The following is a 20,026-nucleotide window of genomic DNA, read 5'->3' on the forward strand; positions in this document are numbered from 1 at the left end:
CAATTATTCGCCGCCTGCCAGCGCCGCCCGGCTGGACGCCTTAGTCTTTCTTTGGTATCAAGAAGCCGGGACGTAGGGATAAAGCCGCTAGTCCTATCACAGCAACGTACACCAGGATGGCAATAACAGCGCTTCGCGGATGCTGGAACATTTGGCCGCCAAGAAAAGCATATAAGGCGATACCGGGGATTTTGCCAAGCCCGGATGCGGCGAGATAGCTCCAGAACGGCAAGCTGGCCGCACCTGCATAAATGTTAACGGCAGCCTGCGGAATGAACGGGGCCAGCCGGGCCAGCACAACGGAAGCGAAGGGACGCCGCCGCACGGCCACGGTGAACTTGTCCAGGGCCGGCACAGAAGCCAAATATGCGCTGGCTTTATCCAAATATAGGGAAGTGCCTCTTTTGCGTCCTACTGCCTCTTTATTGTTCTCACCCTGCTTGTGGAACATATATTTCACGATGCCATACATGATAGCCGCCGCAAGGGTTGACGCGCTCCAGCAAATAGCTGCACCCGCCAGACTCCCGTAGGCATAGCCGTACAATCCGATAATCAGCTTATAGGGAACCGCAGGAAAAAGAGCCACTAAAGTAGCAGCAGTGATGCCCAGGAATAAATTATGATCCTCACGCAGCCAGGCGAGGATGTCCGATCTGTAAATAAACGCGAGGATAATCCCAAAAATATATAGCACTATAGTCAGCCATTTTCTCATTTAATTATGCCCTTTCTTCCGCTTGTTCATCTCATCATACTGAAAAAAAGAGAATTAATGAAGCAAAGATCATTGTCGCCGGGCCTTGTCACGGTATAATACATCTATAAACTAAAGGGAGATATACCTATGAACATCGCTGAACGCAAAAAAGTGGCTATCATCGGAATCGGCGACATCGCCCGTAAGGTCTATCTGCCGCTGCTCTCCCGTCATGATCAGGCGGAAGTGGCAGGTGTGCTCAGCCACTCCCCGGCAACCGTGCAGGGTGCGGTTCATTCTTACCGGTTCCCAAAAGGCACAACAGATCTGAATGAGCTGCTGTCCTGGGATCTGGATGCGGTATTTGTGCATAGCCCTACACCTACCCATTATGATATTGTTATGAAATGCCTGAACCACGGCGTATCGGTATATGTGGATAAGCCGCTGTCTTATCATCTGGAGGAATCCCGGCGGATGGCAGAGCTGGCCGCTGACAAGGGGCTGCTGCTGGGTGTAGGCTTTAACCGCCGCTACGCGCCGATGTACATGGCCGCCGCAGCCTGGCTGGAAAAAGCCGGCGGCATCAGTGCCTGCCATGCGTTCAAGCACCGGACGAAGCTGCAAGCCGGCAGCAGCCGTGAGACGGTCCATGATGATCTGATTCATATGCTGGATCTGCTGCTCTGGCTGTGCGGCGGAGATGCAGAGCTGCTGTACAGCAGCCTCAAATCTGACGATGCAGGACGATTGCTTCAGTCCTCCGGTGGGCTGGGCTGGAATAATGGTAAGACCGGCATGTACAGTATGGTCCGGGACGCAGGTGCAGATCTGGAGAAGCTGGAGCTGCACGGCCACGGCCGATCCGTGGAAGTTGTGGATATGGAGCGGGCAACACTCTATGAGAACGGAATGCTTCCGCGTACGCAGGGTTTTGGAAGCTGGGATACCATCCTTGAGCGCAGAGGGTTCAGCGGTGTGGTAAATGATTTTTTGAATAATTTGAACACACCGGAGAATAGCGGGGTTTCTGCTTCAGCCGTCCTGTCCAGCCATGAGCTGGCAGCGAAGCTTGCGGATTGACATAAGGAGCAGAAGGGAGGGAGCAGCATGGACGATTACAGCAAATCAATGGAAGAGAGAATTATCGAGAGCTACAAACGGGATGAGGAAATGATGATCCTGGTCTTTGCCCAGTGGTGCGTGAACAATAGCCTGGACCCGCACGTTTTGTATCTGCAAGCCTACCCGCAGCAGGAAGGAAATGTGGCGCTGAGCAACGCACTTGCATTGACGGTTCCCAAGGAGGAAGCCGGGGATATATCCGACGATACGGTTCTTGGGGTATTGTCTCTTTACAGCAATGACGATCTGGCCTTTGTAGTAACCGAGGCAATTGCCGGAAGAAAGCCGACACAGGGAACAAAGGATTGACAACCGGGATATAATAACTATGGCCGGGTGAACTTTTTTTTGGCAAACGATGTTCATTGTGTTATAAATGTGTTAAAATTATATATACTAACTTATTGTAAGTTTGACAAGTGAGAGGTGAGAATAATGGAAGAACATCAATTGACGATGTGCCCTCGATTCGAAACGGCCTTCTCCTTCTTAGGTAAGCGTTGGAATGGACTTATTATTCAGACATTGATGAGCGGACCGAAGCGTTTCAAGGATATTTCCGGTCTGATCCCATCCATGAGCGATAAGATGCTGTCCGAACGAATGAAGGACCTGGAATGTGAAGGGATTCTGGTACGCCATGTGTACCCGGAAACACCCGTACGCATCGAGTATGAGTTGACAACCAAAGGCCGGGCGCTTGAGCCGGTCATGCAGCAGATTCAGACTTGGGCCGAGAGCTGGGTTGAGTAGCACCTGCTTTAGAGTCCATTGACAGCCCCTTTTCACATCTTGTGAGAGGGGCTTTTTCAATAGAACGATTGATTTTATCAAAGAAAACTTGCACTTTTGACAGTAGAATATAATATAATAGAAAAAAACTTTCGCTCATCAAGGAGGCGAGGAAGATGACAACCACCTTGTTTTCCCGGGAAATAACCTATGGAAAAAAAGATGTTGCAATACTTGAGACCGCTTCGATCAAAGTGCAGCTCATTTACGACAAAGTGTTGTTCATGCTTCACAGCCATCTTCCAGCTTCCGTGTGGGACACGTGGATTGGCGTACCTTATGAGATCATCTCCTCCTTGTACAAGGGGGATAACGATAGCGGCAGCGTTTTTCAAAAATGGATTCAAAGCCCTTCAGGCTGGAAATGTATCGGCTGTGAGCGGCATTGCCTTGAGCCTTCTGCAGGTCCGGCAATGCCCTCTTCCGGTAAGCAGCGCTTATTCACCTTCCATAACGGAGTTCGGCAAAGCATGGTGCTTCAGGCCGTGATCTGGTCCATGTATGAGAATACGGTGCTTTTCCAGCCCTATTTGGGCGGTGAGGCTTTTTTGAATGAGGACGATTTGGATACGATCTCCACATACTTCGTACCCACCTATCTGAGCAAGCAGCGTCTGATTGAGAACGGCAAGCCGTGCAAAGAATATCAGGAAAAGAACATTAGAATATTCCAGGAATGGTTATCGGCTCCCGACCTGGTGCTTCAGTGGAACGGAGGCTTGACCGAAGGCCGCTGGATGACCGGCGTCTATGTGGATCATTCCCGTTTTGCCGGACTGGGACCTTATCTGAAGGATGCACAGGGCAAGCGGACTTATATGCGGGCTACGGTATCGGGTTAGGCTATATAAGTTGAACTAAAGATTTCATATTGGGGTCTGGTCGTAACTGCGGGGAATGTTTGGACTTCCGGCCGCTGTTGTCTGCAGATTTCTTGATTATTACCGCTCTTCGCGGTGGAAATCCGCAGACAAAGGCGGACGCGTTCGCTCCTCCAGTTCCAAACTTCCCCTCCGTCACTTCCGCCCTTTTTATATTTTCTTCAGTTCAACTGATATAATTCTGGAGTTCATTAAAATTTTTTATATTTAGTGCGTACAATCACAAGCTGGCACTCCCGCTGGCGTTAAGGTGAAGGGGTAAGAGAAACCTAAACCAACAACCTAAGGGAGGGGCCAACATGGCGGCCAAACAAATTAATAATACAACTACGGGAGTACAGGACGGATTTTCCGGTGAAGCAATGGTCAGAGATATCGTGCTGCAATTCCCCAAAGCTGCGGATTACTTCAAGGCACAGCGGATTGATTTCTGCTGCGGAGGAGCTAAGCCGCTTACGGAAGCGGCAGCAGAGAAAGGGCTTGATACGGAGTCAGTAATCCAGGATCTGAACAAGCTGCTGGAAGAACATCCGGTGCTGGAGGAGGACACCGCCTGGAACGATGCCTCTTCGGAAGATCTGGTTAATTATATCGTGAATAAGCACCACCGTTATTTGCGCGAGGAACTGCCGCTGATCGCTCAGAATGTAACTAAGGTCTTCCGTGTGCACGGTGAGGATTCTCCGCATTTGGCCGAGGTTTACCGCCTATTCCATACGCTGCGGGAGGACTTGCTTCAGCATACGGCTCAGGAAGAGGAGAGCGAATTCCCGAAAATGCTGGCCTACTCGAACAATCCGACTCCAGAAGGCTTGGCTGAGCTACGCGGCCTGCTGCATACACTGGAAGAGGAGCATGACGGGGCTGGCGAGATTTTACGCGAGCTGCGGAGAGTTACAAATGATTTCACACCACCGGAGCATGCCTGCACGACTTATCGTTTAACCTATGCGCGGCTTGAGGAGCTGGAAGGAATGACTTTCGAGCATGTGCATCTGGAGAACAATAATCTGTTCCTGCGCTTTCAATAATACATTTGTGTTGCGTCCAAAGTCCCTGCGGGGACTTTTTTTAAATAGTAAGAAAACAGCAAAATTTGAGAACCGGTCTCATTTGCGTTATTCTTAAAAAGACTATGTACATAATAATTGATTGCCTGAATAGCTGCTGGAGGCTGGGATCGGGCGGGAGAGGCGGTGCCAGAAATGCCCTCAAGATTTCTGTGGCGTATTTTGCTAGGAATTATCATCATTGCAACAGCAGGCGGCTGCTCTTCTGTTCTTGGCCCTACGGCTGACGGGAGCAATTCGGGAACTCGTAATGAAGGACCGGCGTTTTCGCTGCTGGTCGGAGACAGTGAGCTGGCCGGAAGCTCAGGCAGACAGCTCAGCGAAGCCTACAAGTCTGGAATCTCGCTGCTTGATTTGCTTAAGAACAGCGGAGTCGCCACTTTTGCCGCAGACGGCTTCAGCATTCTGAGCGTGAACAAGGTATCCCTGAGCCCGGAATGGGTCTGGGAGATTCAAGTGGACGGCAAAAAAATAACCGACTGGAACAGCAGTGTTGACCGCGAGGACAGCATAATTATTGCGGCGAAGCCGGCAGCGGGCGGGGCTGAGCTGCAGCCGGTCTTGCTCTCCATCAACGGCGGGAGCGAGCAGCCGGAGTTGACACATTCATATGTGCAGCCATACACGGAGGACTTGACTGTAAGAAGCATGATGAAAGGCAGCGAAATGGTGCAATTGGCTGAAGACAACAAAACTGTGACTACAGTTATGGATTATGCTCCGCTCAGCAATGAGGCATGGAAGCTGAAGGTGAATGGCAAGCCCTTGCTGGACAGCGGAATTGATATGAAGCTTAGACCTCAGGATACACTGGAAATATTGCTTGCGTTACGATGATTTATGATTATATAGCCAGCTTTCTTACTGCTTATGGCAAAGGAAGCTGGCTATTTTAGTCTTTATGCGCACATAAATATCGGTCCTGAAAAGATGTGAAATGTTTCACATTTATTGTGATTGGAATCACAAATACCCTTCAAATTTCAACAGTATAATTTCACTATACAGGAAGTTGTGAAGAAATCCAGAAGCTTGAAGGAGGGTCTTAAAAGTGACAGTGGAGAGAGAAAAACTAGTACTCATAGGCAACGGGATGGCAGGCGTAGGCACTATTGAACAAATATTGAAGCTGGGCGGCGCTTACGATATCACCATCTTCGGAAGTGAGCCGCATCCCAATTACAACCGGATTATGCTGTCCTACGTCCTTGAGGGCAGTAAAACAATCGAGGACATCATTCTCAACGACCGCAAGTGGTACGAGGATAACAACATTACCCTGCATACAGGAACTACCGTCACCCGGATTGATGAGGCGGCGCGCCGGATCATTACGGATAACGGAATGTCCGTTCCTTATGACAAGGTTATTATAGCAACGGGTTCGAATTCATTCATTCTTCCTATTCCCGGCAACAACAAAGAAGGAGTCGTAGGCTTCCGCGATATTGCGGATTGCGATGCTATGTTGGCTGCAGCTAAGCAGTACAGAACGGCAGCGGTTATCGGCGGAGGTCTGCTGGGACTGGAAGCGGCCAAAGGACTCGTGAATCTCGGGATGGATGTTACAGTCGTGCATCTGCTGGAGGATCTGATGGAGCGGCAACTAGACCGCAATGCTTCCTCGATGCTGCAGAGCGAGCTTGAGCGCCAGGGCGTGAAATTTGCCATGGGCAAGATGACCGTTGAACTGACCGGAGAAGAACGTGTGAACGGGCTGCGCTTCAGTGACGGAACGGAACTGGCCGCAGACTTTGTAGTAATGGCAGTCGGAATTAAGCCGAACACTCTGCTTGCTCAAGAGAGCGGCATCACCGTTAATCGCGGAATTGTGGTCAATGATTATCTGCAGACCTCGATGGCGGATGTATATTCTGTTGGCGAATGTACAGAACACCGCGGTATCTGCTACGGTCTGGTAGCTCCGCTGTTCGAACAGGGAATGGTGCTGGCCAAGCATCTGTCCGGTGCCCCTACCCAGCCGTATGAAGGCTCGGTTGTATCGACCAAGCTGAAAATTTCCGGAGTAGATGTCTTCTCTGCCGGTGAATTCATTGAAACTGCGGAGCACACAGTAATCTCTGCCAAAGATGAATGGAAGCGGACCTACAAGAAGATTTTGCTCAAAAATAACATCATCGTCGGCGCGGTTCTGTTCGGCGATGTTACTGAATCGGCTAATCTGCAAAAGCTGGTGAAGCTGGGTGCGGAAATGACCGACGAAATTTATGGCGAGATCATGGGCGGCGGCTGCTGCGGCGGAGGCGGAGCGAAGAAAGGCTTCTCCGTCGAAGCTATGGCTGATGAAGAGATTGTCTGCGGCTGTAACGGTGTGACCAAAAAAGCAATTGTCGATGCCGTTACCGAGAATGGTTTTACCACTGTAGATGAGATCAAAGCCTGCACCGGAGCTACCCGCTCCTGCGGTGGCTGCAAGCCGGTTGTCGAGCAGATTCTGCAGTTTGTGCTTGGCGACAGCTTCCAGCAGAGCGCGAAGCAGGGCATCTGCACCTGTACCTCGCTTAGCCGGGATGAGATCGTGGCAGAAATTACTGCCAAAGGCCTGAAAACAACTAAAGAGGTAATGAATGTGCTGGGCTGGAAACAAGCTGAGGGCTGCTCTAAATGCCGTCCGGCAGTGAACTATTATCTCGGAATGATCTATCCGGACACTCATGAGGATGAGAAGGAATCACGTTTCGTCAACGAACGGATGAGCGCCAACATCCAGAAGGATGGTACCTATACCATAATTCCACGTATGTACGGAGGGGTTACCACACCGGAAGATTTGAAGAAAATTGCCGATGTCTCTCTGAAATATGATGTGAAGGTTGTGAAGGTAACCGGCGGACAGCGTCTGGACCTCATCGGCGTCAAAAAAGAGGATGTGCCTAAGGTATGGGAAGAGCTGGATATGCCATCCGGCTATGGTTACGCGAAATCGCTGCGAACAGTGAAGACCTGTGTAGGCTCGCAGTTCTGCCGATTTGGCACACAGGATTCGATGGGAATGGGAGCTATTCTTGAGCGTAAGTATGAACGGCTTGATTTTCCGGCCAAGTTCAAAATGGCAGTTAACGGCTGCCCGCGCAACTGTGCGGAATCCTGCACGAAAGATATCGGCATCGTCGGCAATGACGGAGGCTGGGAAGTGTTCATCGGCGGAAATGGCGGAATTAAGCCGCGTATCGCTGACTCCTTCTGCAAAGTGAAAACCGATGAAGAGCTAATCGAGGTCTGCTCTGCTGTGATGCAATTCTACCGCGAAACCGGCAATTATCTCGAAAGAACCTCCGAGTGGGTAGAGCGTATGGGACTGGAACAGATTAAACAAGTGATTCTGGAGAATGATGACAACCGCAAGGAACTGGCTGCACGTATTGATTTTGCCCTGGCACAGGTTTCTGATCCTTGGAAAAAAATGCTCGACGACAAAGATACGCGTACTGCGCTTTTTGAGCAGTCAAGAGTCTGATTCACAGCGACAAGGAGAGAGGAGAGAAAACAATGCAATCCACCAAACAAGAATATGCTGTTGGAGCAGTGCAGGATTTCCTGCTGCAGATTGGCCGGGTAGTCAACGCCGGATCTGTGGAGCTGGCTATTTTCCGGACTTCGGATGGAGCGGTCTATGCCATAGAGAACCGCAGTCCTCATCCGAAGGGTGGCCCGCTCGCCGAGGGAATCGTTTCGGGCTACTATCTGTACGATCCGCTGTATGACTGGAAGATCGACCTGCGCACCGGCGAAGTCCAGGCCCCGGATCACGGCAAGGTAGCGACATATCCGGCCATACTGGACGGCGATATAGTGAAAGTCAGCTTGTAGAGAGAAGGTTCAGCATTCTATTTCAAATAAATAATGGTGGGGTGGAAGGATGTTTACACAAAGCGTGGAGAACATCGTAGAGACAGCGGTTGGCAAACGTGACAAAATGAATGAAAGTCTGCCGAAGTATTTTCTTGCAGCGCTTTTAGCCGGAGCGTATGTGGGAATTGGCATCATCCTGATTTTTTCATTGGGAGCGCCGCTTGCGGCGATTAAATCTCCTTTTCAGCCGCTGATCATGGGAACGTCCTTCGGGATTGCCTTGACCTTGGTCGTCTTCGCTGGCTCGGAGCTGTTCACCGGTAACAACATGTTTTTTACCGTCAGTACGCTAGCTGGTCGAACCAGTGTGTGGGATACCGTGAAGAACTGGATTATCGTCTTCATCGGTAATGTTGCCGGTGCGGTTATTCTGGCTCTGCTGATCCAAGGTACAGGATTATTCAAGGCAGCCCCTGTAGATCATCTGATCTTTACCGCAGCCGCCAAGAAAATGAGCCTTCCATTCTCCGAGCTGTTCTTCCGCGGCATTCTTTGTAACTGGCTCGTCTGTCTGGCGTTATGGATGTCCTCACGGGCTAAAAGCGAGACAGCCAAGCTGGTGCTGATCTGGTGGTGTTTGTTCGCCTTTATCGCCAGCGGCTATGAGCACAGTGTAGCCAACATGACGCTGCTGAGCGTAGCGGTGCTGCTGCCTAATCATCCAGAGACGATTTCGGTTGCCGGCTGGCTGCACAACATGATTCCGGTGACTTTAGGCAATATCATCGGCGGAGGCGTGTTTGTCGGCATGGCATACTGGCTGATTTCTCCTGTACGTGCAGCCCGTGCTGCCGTTATACCTGATAAGCAGCAACGGATCAGCTAACTTCTGCTGGCCCTGTGGTCTATTCGACCACAGGGCCTTTTTTTGTCACTGCAGCTGGAACAGATATGTGTTAAGCTTGGGGGGAATTGAACGAAGGAGTTGTCCGCGAGTGTTGAGCTTCAATCACTCTGGCGTTTATGGGATTTGTCAGCGTGAGGGCAAGATGCTGGTGATCCGCAAAGGAAAAGGCCCCTATACCTGGAGATACGACCTTCCTGGCGGAAGGCTCGAGGAGAATGAAGCACTGAGAGATGGACTGGTCCGGGAGTTTATGGAGGAGACTGGGCTCATGGTATGCGTGCAACGCAATGCGGGAACATTCGATTGTTTTGTGCGATTTCAAGAGGAAGCCTTCACTCATATGCACCATATGGCCGCTCTATATACAGTGGAAATTGCCGGAGAAGGAGCGCCTGCCAAGATTGTGGAGTTTGCGGAACAGGATTCTCTTGGTGCCGAGTGGGTGGACTTATCAGAGATTACACTCGACTCTTCTTCGCCTGTGGTGGTAGCAGCGGCAGAATGGCTGAGCAGTGGAAGCCTGCCAACTGAGACGAGGTATTATGATGATTGGGAAATAAGGACCCAACCAACCCCATAAAAAAAGACGCCGGACAGGGCGCCTTTGACCACTCTATTGGATAATACGAATTATAGGGTCATATATGATTCAGTGAGGTGAATAGAGGGTATTGTTGTTAGGAAATTAAATGCGGCAAATTTCATTCGGGCATAGTTCGCAATGGCAGATGTCTTGAAGCATAGCGAGATCTTTGATGACGATCATGCCGTTCTCATATTCTACAGCATCTTTTTTACGCAGGTCGCTCAGCATCCGGTTGACGCTCTCACGGGTAGCGCCGATCATGTTGGACAGATCCGTATGCGTAATCTTTTTGTTGATCAGAATGCTGTCGCCGTTCTTCTCGCCGTAGGTGTTGCCGAGTCGAATCAGTGTGGAGCAGAGTGCGCCAGGCTTGCCGTACATCATCAGATCACGGAATTTCGTCTGGGTGAGACGGTGATGGATACCCATCCATTTCATAAAGTCAATAGCGAAATCACAATGCTGGCAGATTAGAATCTCCAGATCCTTCTGCTCAATGATGCCAACTTCACTCTCTTCAATTACTTCGGCAGTGAAGCTGTGCTTGGTGCTGAAGAACGGGTCGGCCTGGCCTACCATGTCACCGGCTTGATACATATAAAGAATGAGTTCTTTACCTTCATCAGTTGATTTGGTCAGCTTCACACGTCCACGTTTGATATAAAACAATTTATCCGAATAGTCGCCTTCCCAGAACAAATGAGAGCCTTCTGGAACCATGCGTTCTTTCATTGTGACCAAAAGTCGGTTAAAGTTCTGTTCGGAGAAACAGTTTGTATTTCCGTGGGCTTCGATAACATTGTAATGTTCCTTGATCATAATCGACATCCCCTTTATTCCCTCAGTTTTTCAGTAAATTTTAAATTAATTATACCTTGAAATTCCTCTTTATGGGTAAAAATTTTCGCGAAAAAGTGTCGAATTTTTAACATTGTGATAATTTTCACTTCGAAAGTGTGAGATTTAATATGTTTTTGAGCTTGAATTAGGACGTTTGTGTAAAATAACCCATATTATAGCGGGTAATTGCCCGATTTGCTTTTCTCCACACTGAAGATGATTCAGCTTTTTTGATCATAGCGCAAACTGCAGGCCTCTTTCAACTCCTTTATCAAAGCATTCCGATTGCATGACCTGTAATACTTTGTTAGACTAAATGCCGGGAAAGAAAACCTTTTCTGCGAGTAATAATTCTATTTTATAGAAGGAAAGCTTGAGGGATGAAAATGGAGACATTATTGTTATGGCCGGAAGGTGCTCCGGGAGCACTTGGTAAGAGCGACGAGGATATCCCGGCTATTACACCTTATCTCGTGGAAGGAGAGCGGAACGCCGCTGTTATTGTCTGTCCGGGAGGCGGTTATGGCATGCGGGCGGACCACGAAGGCGCACCAATCGCTGAATGGCTAAATACGCTCGGAATATCGGCTTTTGTGCTGCGTTACCGTGTTGCGCCTTATGGATACCCCAATGCGCTGCTGGATGCTCAAAGGGCGCTGCGTACGATTCGGTTCCGTTCTGGAGAGTATAGAATTGACCCCGGCAGACTGGGGATTCTGGGATTTTCGGCAGGTGGACATTTAGCTTCTGCCGCCGGTGTTTTGTTTGATTATGGAGATAGTGAAGACTCTGATCCTGCTCAGCGGCAGTCCAGCCGTCCCGATTTGCTGATCTTGTGCTACCCGGTGATTTCAATGGCTGATGGGGTGACGCATCAAGGCACAAAAGTAAATCTACTTGGGGAGAACCCAGACAAAGACCTGGTGGATCACTTAAGCAGTGAGCTTCAGGTAACGGCGGCTACACCCCCTACATTTCTTTGGCATACCTCAGATGATGAAGCTGTGCCAGTGGAGAATAGCCTGCAGTTCGCCGCAGCGCTCAGTCGGCATCACATTCCTTTTGACCTTCATGTATATGCGCATGGCAGACACGGGCTTGGTCTGGGTGACGAGGAGCCTCACACGAGAAGCTGGACTGGGGCCTGCGCATCCTGGCTGGCTTTGAATGGCTATACCAAATAGTTCAAAAGGCAAGGCCTCTCTTGAGTTTCTCGACTCAACGGAAGGTCTTTTTTTATTGGATAAAAAGTGTTATTATTTGCTAAAATTTTGCTATACTACTTGAGTGGACATGTAATATAATGTAATTATTAACCATAAAAATGTCAGGCGGTGAGGCCATTTGTCATGGGAACCGGCGGGATTTATGTTTTTCTCAACCATTGAGGGGGTGGGGATATTCGCCATGATGATGTCGTTCTTCAGGCTGAAGGCGACGGACTATATTTGGCCTGCGTTGTTTATTATTCTGCTGATGAACCTGCAGAGCTTTGTGCTGCGGACTGATCTCGACCTGTCTTTCCTGGTTCCGGTTATTAACATTATGCTTTTTATATTTCTGCTGACAGTTGTCATTAGAATTCCAATTATATGGTCTTCTATTATAGCCATTTTTGGTTATCTGGCATTTAGCATCATACAAGTAGCGCTCGTCTTATTGTTCTTTGGCTCCATTTCCGATTCACAGACCTCGGTGATTAACGAATACGGAGGTCAGTTCATATCCGGCTCGGCCAGCATTTTGTTGGCGTGGGTTTTGTTCAAGCTTGGCATTGGCTTTACTTTTGATTTCGAAAGGCTGCGGCTGCGCTGGGAAGGAACGCTGGTGGTGGGATTGATTGTGCTTTTCTTTCTGCTGTTCTCTTTGATCATGTACAAGAATGAGATAGGCTGGTGCATTCTTTTCTTCATAAGCGCCTTTACCTTTTTAATGTACTATTCAATTAGAAAGGAGAAAATGAATGATTGAGCTGCTCGCTGCAAAGATGGCATTTTCGCTAAAACGCTCTGTACCGGATCATCCTTCCTCGGTTGAAGTTTTTAAATTTGCGATTGCGATGCTCCTTAATGTGATATTTATCGTTCTGGCGACTCTGGGCATCTCACTATTTACCGGTCATACGGGGGAGGCCGCAGCAGTCCTCATCTCGTTCGCGCTGCTCCGCCAGTTAACAGGAGGCATTCATCTCAAATCCAATCTGCAGTGCACCGTTGTCTCCACATTGAGTTTTACTGGTATCTCACTGCTTGCTGTGCCTGAATTATGGACCGTTATGACGACAACTGCGGCAATGCTTGCAATTCTGTTACTGGCTCCGGTAGGCATAGATCAGCAATCGAGGATTCCCCCAAAGTATTTTCCTTATATGAAGCTTGCAGCCATGCTGCTTGTTGCTTCCAATTACTTCATTCTATCATCGGCGCTTGCGCTCAGCTTTCTCGCTCAGAGCGTTACGCTGGTGCTTGGAAAGGTGGTGAGATCATGAATCTGGTGGCTAACATTCTGACCAAGGTTGCAAAGGCAACGGTAGGAACGAATTGTTTCTTATTTTGGTACAAAGGCGACATTCCAGCCGAACTTTTAAAAAAATAGGCGAGAAAGCAGGTTGATTCCATGAATGCTATATCCGTTACCGAAACCGCTGACGGATCTGCCGGGATCATTACTGTTGACTTAGAGTGCATCTTGTTTCTTAAGTGCAATACCTTCGAATCACAGTCTATCCTGGTACATACGAGGGACGGCGTATATTACATCATGGGACCCTTGCGTTACTGGGTGAACGCGCTTAACAGCACCGGATGCCACTTCAGCATCGTAGATCGGGGAACGGCGGTCAATATTGATAACGTGGCGCGTCTGGAGAGAACATATAAGGTTGCTTATTTTGACGATATGAGCTGCCAGAGTTCTATTAGCTGTACGATTGCCTATCATCGTTATAGACTTGTTGAACAAGAATTAACCCGAATGAATCCAAACATCATTGTTTGTTAGGTGCTAACACGAGGGGACTGTCCGATGACAGTTCCTTTTTTCTTGAAATGCTCAGGTACATACCCGAGGAATGCAGAGATAGGTAACTGGAATGATAAATTTTACAAATTAAAACCCATATAATATGGAAATACCCCCTTAATTTCATCAAATGAAAGCGCTTTGAAAACAAATCAAAAAAAACTTTATACTTTGTGAAAGATTTCACTATGCAAGACGAAGAGAATGTGATAAGATAAATGTGTAGAGAAAAACAACCTAAAAATTGACAGGAGGACGAGGGAGATGGCAGTTAAGAACGAAGTCGCCGCCCAAGTGAAACAAACCACCGCTGAAGAGTATGTTCAGACTTTGGTGGATAAAGCAAAGAAAGCTCAAGAAGCTTACATGGCGCTGGATCAAGAGCAAGTCAACACAATCGTTCATGCAATGGCGCTCGCAGGACTCGACAAGCACATGTACCTGGCTAAGCTGGCTGTAGAAGAAACTGGCCGCGGAGTATACGAAGACAAAATTACGAAGAACATCTTCTCAACTGAATATATCTGGCACGGAATTAAATACGACAAAACAGTAGGCGTTGTTGAAGACAATCAATATGACAGCTTCCAAAAGATTGCTGAACCAGTCGGAATCATTATGGGGATCACACCTGTAACGAATCCAACATCCACCACGATGTTTAAAGCACTGATTGCAGCGAAGACACGTAATCCTATTATATTCGGTTTCCATCCATCTGCGCAAGAGTGCAGTGCCGCAGCAGCAAAAATTCTTCATGATGCAGCCGTTAAAGCCGGCGCTCCTGAGAACTGTATCCAATGGATTGAGCTGCCAACGATGGACAAAACAAACGCACTCATGAACAATCCGGACGTTGCGCTTATCCTGGCAACAGGCGGTTCGGCAATGGTAAAAGCAGCTTATAGCTGCGGTAAACCGGCTCTTGGCGTAGGTCCTGGTAACGTGCCTGCCTTCATTGAAAAGAGTGCCGATATTGATCAAGCGGTAACCGACATTATTCTGTCGAAGACTTTTGACAATGGTATGATCTGTGCTTCCGAGCAAGCTGTTATCATTGAAGAAGCCATCTTTGATCAAGTGAAGAAGAAAATGATCGCCAATGGCTGCTACTTTGTAAATAAAGAAGAAGCTGCCAAGCTGACAAGCGGCGCAATGAACGTTGAAAAATGCGCAGTTAATCCGGCAATCGTAGGTCAATCCGCAGTGAAGATCGCCGAAATGTGCGGCATTCAAGTTCCTGCAGGTACTAAGATCCTGGTAGCTGAGCTTGAAGGCGTAGGTACTAAATATCCGCTGTCCGCTGAGAAATTGAGCCCGGTTCTTGCTTGCTACAAGGTTAAGAATGCTGATCAAGGTATCGAACGTGCAGCACAAATTGTTGAATTTGGCGGTATGGGCCACAGCTCGGCCATCCACTCCAACAACGAAGAAGTAATCATGAAGTTCTCTAACCGTCTGCAGACCGGACGTATTCTCGTCAACTCGCCATCGACTCACGGCGCTATCGGCGATATCTACAATACGAATATCCCTTCATTGACTCTGGGCTGCGGATCTTACGGCCGCAACTCGGTATCGCAGAACGTTACTGCCATCAATCTGATCAACGTGAAAAGGGTGAACCGTCGTACCGTGAATATGCAATGGTTTAAAGTACCTGACAAAATTTACTTCGAAAAAGGCGCTACTCAATACCTGGCTAAAATGCCTGACATCACTCGGGTTGCTATCATCACTGACCCTATGATGGTTAAACTGGGCTATGTAGAAAGAGTTGAACACTATCTGCGTCAACGTCAAACACCTGTAGCCATTGAAGTGTTCTCGGAAGTTGAACCAGATCCATCGACAACTACCGTAGAAAAAGGTACTGCCATGATGAACAGATTCCAACCGGACTGCATCATCGCGCTTGGCGGCGGTTCCCCAATGGATGCTGCAAAAGGCATGTGGTTATTCTATGAACATCCAGACGCTGATTTCAACGGCCTGAAACAAAAATTCATGGATATCCGCAAACGCGTATACAAATTCCCTAAGCTTGGAAACAAAGCGAAATTCGTAGCGATTCCAACTACTTCGGGTACAGGTTCTGAAGTAACTTCTTTCGCGGTTATTACTGACAAAACAACAGCTAACAATACTAAATACCCATTGGCTGATTATGAGCTGACTCCAGACGTTGCAATCATCGACCCTGAGTTTGTATACAGCCTGCCAAAAACTGCTGTTGCTGACACAGGTATGGACGTATTGACACATGCCATCGAAGCTTATGTTTCCGTAATGGCTAGTGACTACACTGACGGTCTGGCTATCAAAGCTATCCAATTGGTATTCCAATACCTTGAAAAATCAGCACTCGAAGGCGACAAACTGGCCCGTGAAAAAATGCATAATGCATCTACACTTGCTGGTATGGCTTTTGCCAACGCATTCCTGGGCATCAACCACAGCTTGGCGCACAAATGGGGCGGTCAATATCACACAGCTCATGGACGCACCAATGCCATCCTAATGCCGCACGTTATCCGTTACAACGCTAAGAAACCTACGAAGTTCGCTTCGTTCCCTAAATATTCGCACTTTGTAGCTGACGAGCGTTATGCGGAAATCGCACGCATTCTGGGATTGCCTGCACGCACAACCGAAGAAGGCGTAACAAGCCTGATCAATGCAATCCGCGATATGAACAAAAAACTCGGCATCGAAGAGTCGTTCCAAGCGCTGGGCTTTGATCCTAAGGACTTCGAATCCCGCGTAGACTATCTGGCTGACCGTGCATTTGAAGACCAATGTACAACTGCCAACCCTAAGCTGCCGCTGGTTTCCGAGCTTGCTGACGTATACCGTAACGCATTCTACGGCAAATTCGAGAACTAATTAGCAATCACTAGATAAACAAATAGTTTATAGGGTAATATGGGACTGGATGTAAGTGACAAATATCACCGAAAGAGTGATATTTGTCACAGTCCATTTCCAGAAAATAAACTAAAATGTTTATATAAACAACGATCCCGGTTATGTAGAAGCTATTGTGAATTTTATTACAACCAACCATATCTTTGGGATCACGAGACACGGGATTAACCTTCAAGCCCGCGATCTCTACAAATATAATAAATATAAATGGAGGGATTTAGCATGTCGGTGATTGAAAAAGATGTACAAGAAGTAAAATCGGGTTGGAGAAGTTTCGTAAAAGGCAAATGGGCTAAGAAAGTCGATGTTAACGAATTTATTTCCAAGAACATCAAGCCTTATGAAGGAAACGAAGATTTCCTCGTAGGTCCTACCAGCAACACAACTGAACTGTGGAAGATTATCTCCCAGCTGAGTAAAGAAGAAAGAGAAAGAGGCGGCGTATGGGATGTTTCCCTGGATACTGTCTCCACTATTACTTCCCACAAACCAGGCTACATCAACAAGGACTTAGAACAAATTGTTGGTGTACAGACTGATGCTCCTTTCAGACGTTCCATTCAACCGTTCGGCGGTATCAAAATGATGATCGATGCCACCAAAGCGTACGGCTTTGAGCTTCCGAACAACATTGTTGAAATGTTCACGAATATCCGCAAAACGCATAACCAAGGCGTATTTGATGCATATACACCAGAAATGAGAGCCGTCCGTAAATCGGGAGTTATCACAGGTCTTCCTGATGCCTATGGCCGCGGACGCATCATCGGCGACTACCGCCGCATTGCTCTGTACGGTATCGATTTCCTGATCAAAGACAAGAAACAACAACAAGCCGAGCTTGAAGTTGATTCCATGACTGAAGAAGTAATCCGTCTGCGTGAAGAGCTGTCCGAGCAAATCCGCGCTCTGGGCGAACTGAAAGAAATGGCAGCGGCACACGGTATGGATATCTCCAAACCGGCTAACAACTTCAAAGAAGCTGCCCAATGGGTGTACTTCGGTTATCTGGCAGCCGTTAAAGAACAAAACGGTGCAGCAATGTCCCTGGGACGTGTATCCTCCTTCCTGGATATCTATGCACAACGTGATTTCGAAGAAGGTACTCTTACTGAAGAACAAGCACAAGAAATCGTTGACCATTTCGTAATGAAACTGCGTATCGTTAAATTCCTGCGTACGCCTGACTATAACGAACTGTTCTCTGGTGACCCTACTTGGGTAACTGAGTCCATCGGCGGTATGTCTGAAGACGGAACAACCCGCGTAACTAAGAACAGCTTCCGCTTCCTGCATACCCTGTACAACCTGGGACCAGCTCCAGAACCAAACTTGACTGTTCTGTGGTCTGAAAGACTTCCTGAAGCGTTCAAGAAATACTGTGCTAAGGTTTCCATCGAGACCAGCGCTATCCAATATGAGAATGACGATGTAATGCGTCCATACTGGGGTGAAGATTACGCGATTGCTTGCTGCGTATCCCCAATGCGTATCGGTAAACAAATGCAGTTCTTCGGCGCCCGCGCCAACCTTGCAAAAGCTCTGCTGTATGCAATTAACGGCGGTGTAGATGAGAAATCCGGCGTACAGGTTGGTCCTGAATTCCCGGCAATCACTTCGGAATATCTCGATTACAACGAAGTAATGAAACGCTTCAAACCAATGATGGAGTGGCTGGCTAAGACATATGTTAACACGCTGAACATCATCCACTACATGCATGACAAATATTCCTACGAACGTATCGAAATGGCGCTGCATGACCGCGACATTCTGCGTACGATGGCTTGCGGTATTGCTGGTCTGTCTGTTGCTACTGACTCCCTGAGCGCAATTAAATACGCTAAGGTTAAACCGATCCGCAACGAACAAGGTATCGCAATCGACTTCGAAACCGAAGGTGAATTCCCTTGCTACGGCAACAACGACGATGCTGTTGACAGCATTGCAGTCGAATTGGTTGAAACCTTCATGTCCATGATCCGCAAACACAAAACTTACCGTGATGCTACGCCTACACAATCGGTATTGACCATCACTTCGAACGTTGTATACGGTAAGAAGACAGGTACTACTCCTGATGGACGTAAGAAAGGTGAACCGTTCGCTCCAGGTGCTAACCCAATGCACGGACGCGACAAGAAAGGCGCGCTGGCTTCCCTGAACTCTGTTGCCAAGCTGCCTTACTCTGACGCACAAGACGGTATTTCCAATACGTTCTCTATCGTTCCTAAGGCATTGGGTAAAGATGAAGAATCCCGCAAGTCCAACCTGGTATTCATGATGGACGGATACTTCCACAATAACGCTCAGCACTTGAACGTTAACGTATTTAACCGTGAACAACTGATCGACGCTATGGATCACCCAGAAAACTATCCACAATTGACAATCCGTGTATCCGGCTATGCTGTTAACTTCATCAAGCTGACTCGCGAACAACAAATGGACGTTATCAACCGTACATTCCACGGTACAATGTAATACCTAAGCTTACTGCTTAAGCAACAGGTATACAGTGAAATAGCTGCAAGGTGATACCGCCCTTGTCTCAAGGGCGGTACTCTCTTGTTTGAGATTACTTAAAATTTTAAATTTCGGAAGGATGACATCATATGGCTAATGGACATATACATTCTTTAGAAACCTTTGGAACTGTTGACGGACCAGGTATTCGTTTTGTTCTATTCATGCAGGGCTGCCTGTTGAAATGTCAGTATTGCCATAACCCGGACACCTGGGGGCTCAATGAGGGTAGAGAAATGAGTATCGAAGAGGTACTCGCTGAAATTGAGCCTTATCTAAATTACTATCGCAGTTCCGGTGGTGGTCTGACCGTTTCGGGCGGCGAACCTACCCTACAGGCGCATTTTGTAAAGCAATTGTTCACTGAAGTGAAGAAGCGCTGGAATTTGCATACTACTCTTGATACGAACGGCTATAATGAAGGCGATAAAATCAACGATTTACTTGATGTGACTGATTTGGTGCTGCTTGATCTGAAGCATATTGATGATGAGGCGCATATCAAGCTGACGGGTAAATCTAACGAACGTACGCTGAAGCTGGCCCGCTGGCTGTCTGACCATGGCCGTAAGATGTGGGTCCGTCATGTGTATGTACCAGGAATCCATGACCGTGAAGAGGACTTGCTCAATTTAGGACGTTTCATTGGAACCTTGAACGGTGTAGAGAAATTCGAAATCCTCCCGTATCATCAGATGGGTATCTATAAATGGGAAGTGCTCGGCAGACCTTATGAGCTTGAAGGAGTGCCTTCGCCAACTGAAGAAGAAGTAGCGCGCGCCTACCGGTTGATCGAAGAAGGACGCAAGCAGACAGCGCTGGTATAATGACCAGGAA

General features: G+C 48.0%; 20 protein-coding genes. 18 read left to right on the top strand and 2 right to left on the bottom strand.

From position 1 onward, the window contains the following. Positions 1 to 40: 40 nt before the first annotated feature. Positions 41 to 718: a TVP38/TMEM64 family protein gene (locus ACX1DY_RS09935; RefSeq protein ID WP_458964036.1), complete on the bottom strand. Its 678-nt coding sequence runs from the start codon at positions 716 to 718 to the stop codon at positions 41 to 43. Positions 719 to 847: 129 nt separating this feature from the next. On the opposite strand from ACX1DY_RS09935, the gene ACX1DY_RS09940 reads away from it, so the two are divergent. The 10 genes from ACX1DY_RS09940 (at position 848) to ACX1DY_RS09985 (ending at position 9,868) form a co-directional block, all read left to right on the top strand. Continuing rightward, positions 848 to 1,783, top strand: a complete 936-nt coding sequence (locus ACX1DY_RS09940; protein WP_458964037.1) for a Gfo/Idh/MocA family protein — start codon at positions 848 to 850, stop codon at positions 1,781 to 1,783. Between the two features lie 27 nt (positions 1,784 to 1,810). Next, entirely contained in the window at positions 1,811 to 2,134 is a 324-nt protein-coding gene (locus tag ACX1DY_RS09945) for a hypothetical protein (RefSeq protein WP_458964038.1), read from the top strand. Positions 2,135 to 2,260: 126 nt separating this feature from the next. Then, positions 2,261 to 2,578 (top strand): winged helix-turn-helix transcriptional regulator, encoded by a 318-nt coding sequence (locus ACX1DY_RS09950; protein WP_019909599.1) that lies wholly within the window; start codon positions 2,261 to 2,263, stop codon positions 2,576 to 2,578. 155 nt (positions 2,579 to 2,733) lie between these two features. Further along, on the top strand, positions 2,734 to 3,459 hold the full coding sequence (locus ACX1DY_RS09955) for a hypothetical protein (protein WP_458964039.1): 726 nt from the start codon (positions 2,734 to 2,736) through the stop codon (positions 3,457 to 3,459). A 338-nt stretch (positions 3,460 to 3,797) separates the two neighbouring features. Continuing rightward, positions 3,798 to 4,529, top strand: a complete 732-nt coding sequence (gene ric / locus ACX1DY_RS09960) for an iron-sulfur cluster repair di-iron protein (RefSeq protein ID WP_458964040.1) — start codon at positions 3,798 to 3,800, stop codon at positions 4,527 to 4,529. 174 nt (positions 4,530 to 4,703) lie between these two features. Then, positions 4,704 to 5,405 (top strand): hypothetical protein, encoded by a 702-nt coding sequence (locus ACX1DY_RS09965; RefSeq protein WP_458964041.1) that lies wholly within the window; start codon positions 4,704 to 4,706, stop codon positions 5,403 to 5,405. A gap of 214 nt (positions 5,406 to 5,619) precedes the next feature. After that, positions 5,620 to 8,046 carry a nitrite reductase large subunit NirB gene (gene nirB, locus ACX1DY_RS09970; RefSeq protein ID WP_458964042.1) on the top strand — a complete coding sequence of 809 codons (2,427 nt, stop codon included), beginning with the start codon at positions 5,620 to 5,622 and terminating at the stop codon, positions 8,044 to 8,046. A 32-nt stretch (positions 8,047 to 8,078) separates the two neighbouring features. Then, positions 8,079 to 8,399, top strand: coding sequence for a nitrite reductase small subunit NirD (gene nirD / locus ACX1DY_RS09975; RefSeq protein ID WP_458964043.1), 321 nt, complete (start codon positions 8,079 to 8,081; stop codon positions 8,397 to 8,399). A gap of 49 nt (positions 8,400 to 8,448) precedes the next feature. Next, positions 8,449 to 9,267, top strand: a complete 819-nt coding sequence (locus ACX1DY_RS09980) for a formate/nitrite transporter family protein (protein WP_458964044.1) — start codon at positions 8,449 to 8,451, stop codon at positions 9,265 to 9,267. A gap of 109 nt (positions 9,268 to 9,376) precedes the next feature. Beyond that, complete coding sequence (locus ACX1DY_RS09985) at positions 9,377 to 9,868, top strand: NUDIX hydrolase (protein WP_458964045.1); 492 nt, start codon at positions 9,377 to 9,379, stop codon at positions 9,866 to 9,868. A gap of 105 nt (positions 9,869 to 9,973) precedes the next feature. On the opposite strand, the gene ACX1DY_RS09990 is transcribed toward ACX1DY_RS09985, so the two are convergent. Further along, entirely contained in the window at positions 9,974 to 10,693 is a 720-nt protein-coding gene (locus ACX1DY_RS09990) for a Crp/Fnr family transcriptional regulator (protein ID WP_458964046.1), read from the bottom strand. A gap of 407 nt (positions 10,694 to 11,100) precedes the next feature. On the opposite strand from ACX1DY_RS09990, the gene ACX1DY_RS09995 reads away from it, so the two are divergent. From ACX1DY_RS09995 to pflA, 8 genes are all read left to right on the top strand, one after another. Next, a complete protein-coding gene (locus ACX1DY_RS09995) occupies positions 11,101 to 11,898 on the top strand; it encodes an alpha/beta hydrolase (protein WP_458964047.1) in 798 nt (265 codons plus the stop codon). Between the two features lie 160 nt (positions 11,899 to 12,058). Continuing rightward, entirely contained in the window at positions 12,059 to 12,685 is a 627-nt protein-coding gene (locus ACX1DY_RS10000; RefSeq protein WP_458964048.1) for a hypothetical protein, read from the top strand. Next, entirely contained in the window at positions 12,678 to 13,202 is a 525-nt protein-coding gene (locus tag ACX1DY_RS10005; protein WP_458964049.1) for an accessory gene regulator ArgB-like protein, read from the top strand. Before ACX1DY_RS10000 ends, ACX1DY_RS10005 begins: the two co-directional genes overlap by 8 nt. Further along, entirely contained in the window at positions 13,199 to 13,309 is a 111-nt protein-coding gene (locus tag ACX1DY_RS10010) for a cyclic lactone autoinducer peptide (RefSeq protein WP_458964050.1), read from the top strand. Before ACX1DY_RS10005 ends, ACX1DY_RS10010 begins: the two co-directional genes overlap by 4 nt. Positions 13,310 to 13,330: 21 nt before the next feature. Continuing rightward, positions 13,331 to 13,714, top strand: coding sequence for a LytTR family transcriptional regulator DNA-binding domain-containing protein (locus tag ACX1DY_RS10015; RefSeq protein ID WP_458964051.1), 384 nt, complete (start codon positions 13,331 to 13,333; stop codon positions 13,712 to 13,714). A gap of 285 nt (positions 13,715 to 13,999) precedes the next feature. Next, positions 14,000 to 16,621, top strand: a complete 2,622-nt coding sequence (gene adhE, locus ACX1DY_RS10020) for a bifunctional acetaldehyde-CoA/alcohol dehydrogenase (RefSeq protein ID WP_458964052.1) — start codon at positions 14,000 to 14,002, stop codon at positions 16,619 to 16,621. Between the two features lie 264 nt (positions 16,622 to 16,885). Beyond that, positions 16,886 to 19,147, top strand: a complete 2,262-nt coding sequence (gene pflB, locus ACX1DY_RS10025) for a formate C-acetyltransferase (RefSeq protein WP_458964053.1) — start codon at positions 16,886 to 16,888, stop codon at positions 19,145 to 19,147. 131 nt (positions 19,148 to 19,278) lie between these two features. After that, positions 19,279 to 20,016 (top strand): pyruvate formate-lyase-activating protein, encoded by a 738-nt coding sequence (gene pflA / locus ACX1DY_RS10030; protein ID WP_458964054.1) that lies wholly within the window; start codon positions 19,279 to 19,281, stop codon positions 20,014 to 20,016. Positions 20,017 to 20,026: the final 10 nt, after the last annotated feature.

Source organism: Paenibacillus sp. BAC0078 (genome assembly GCF_054483875.1).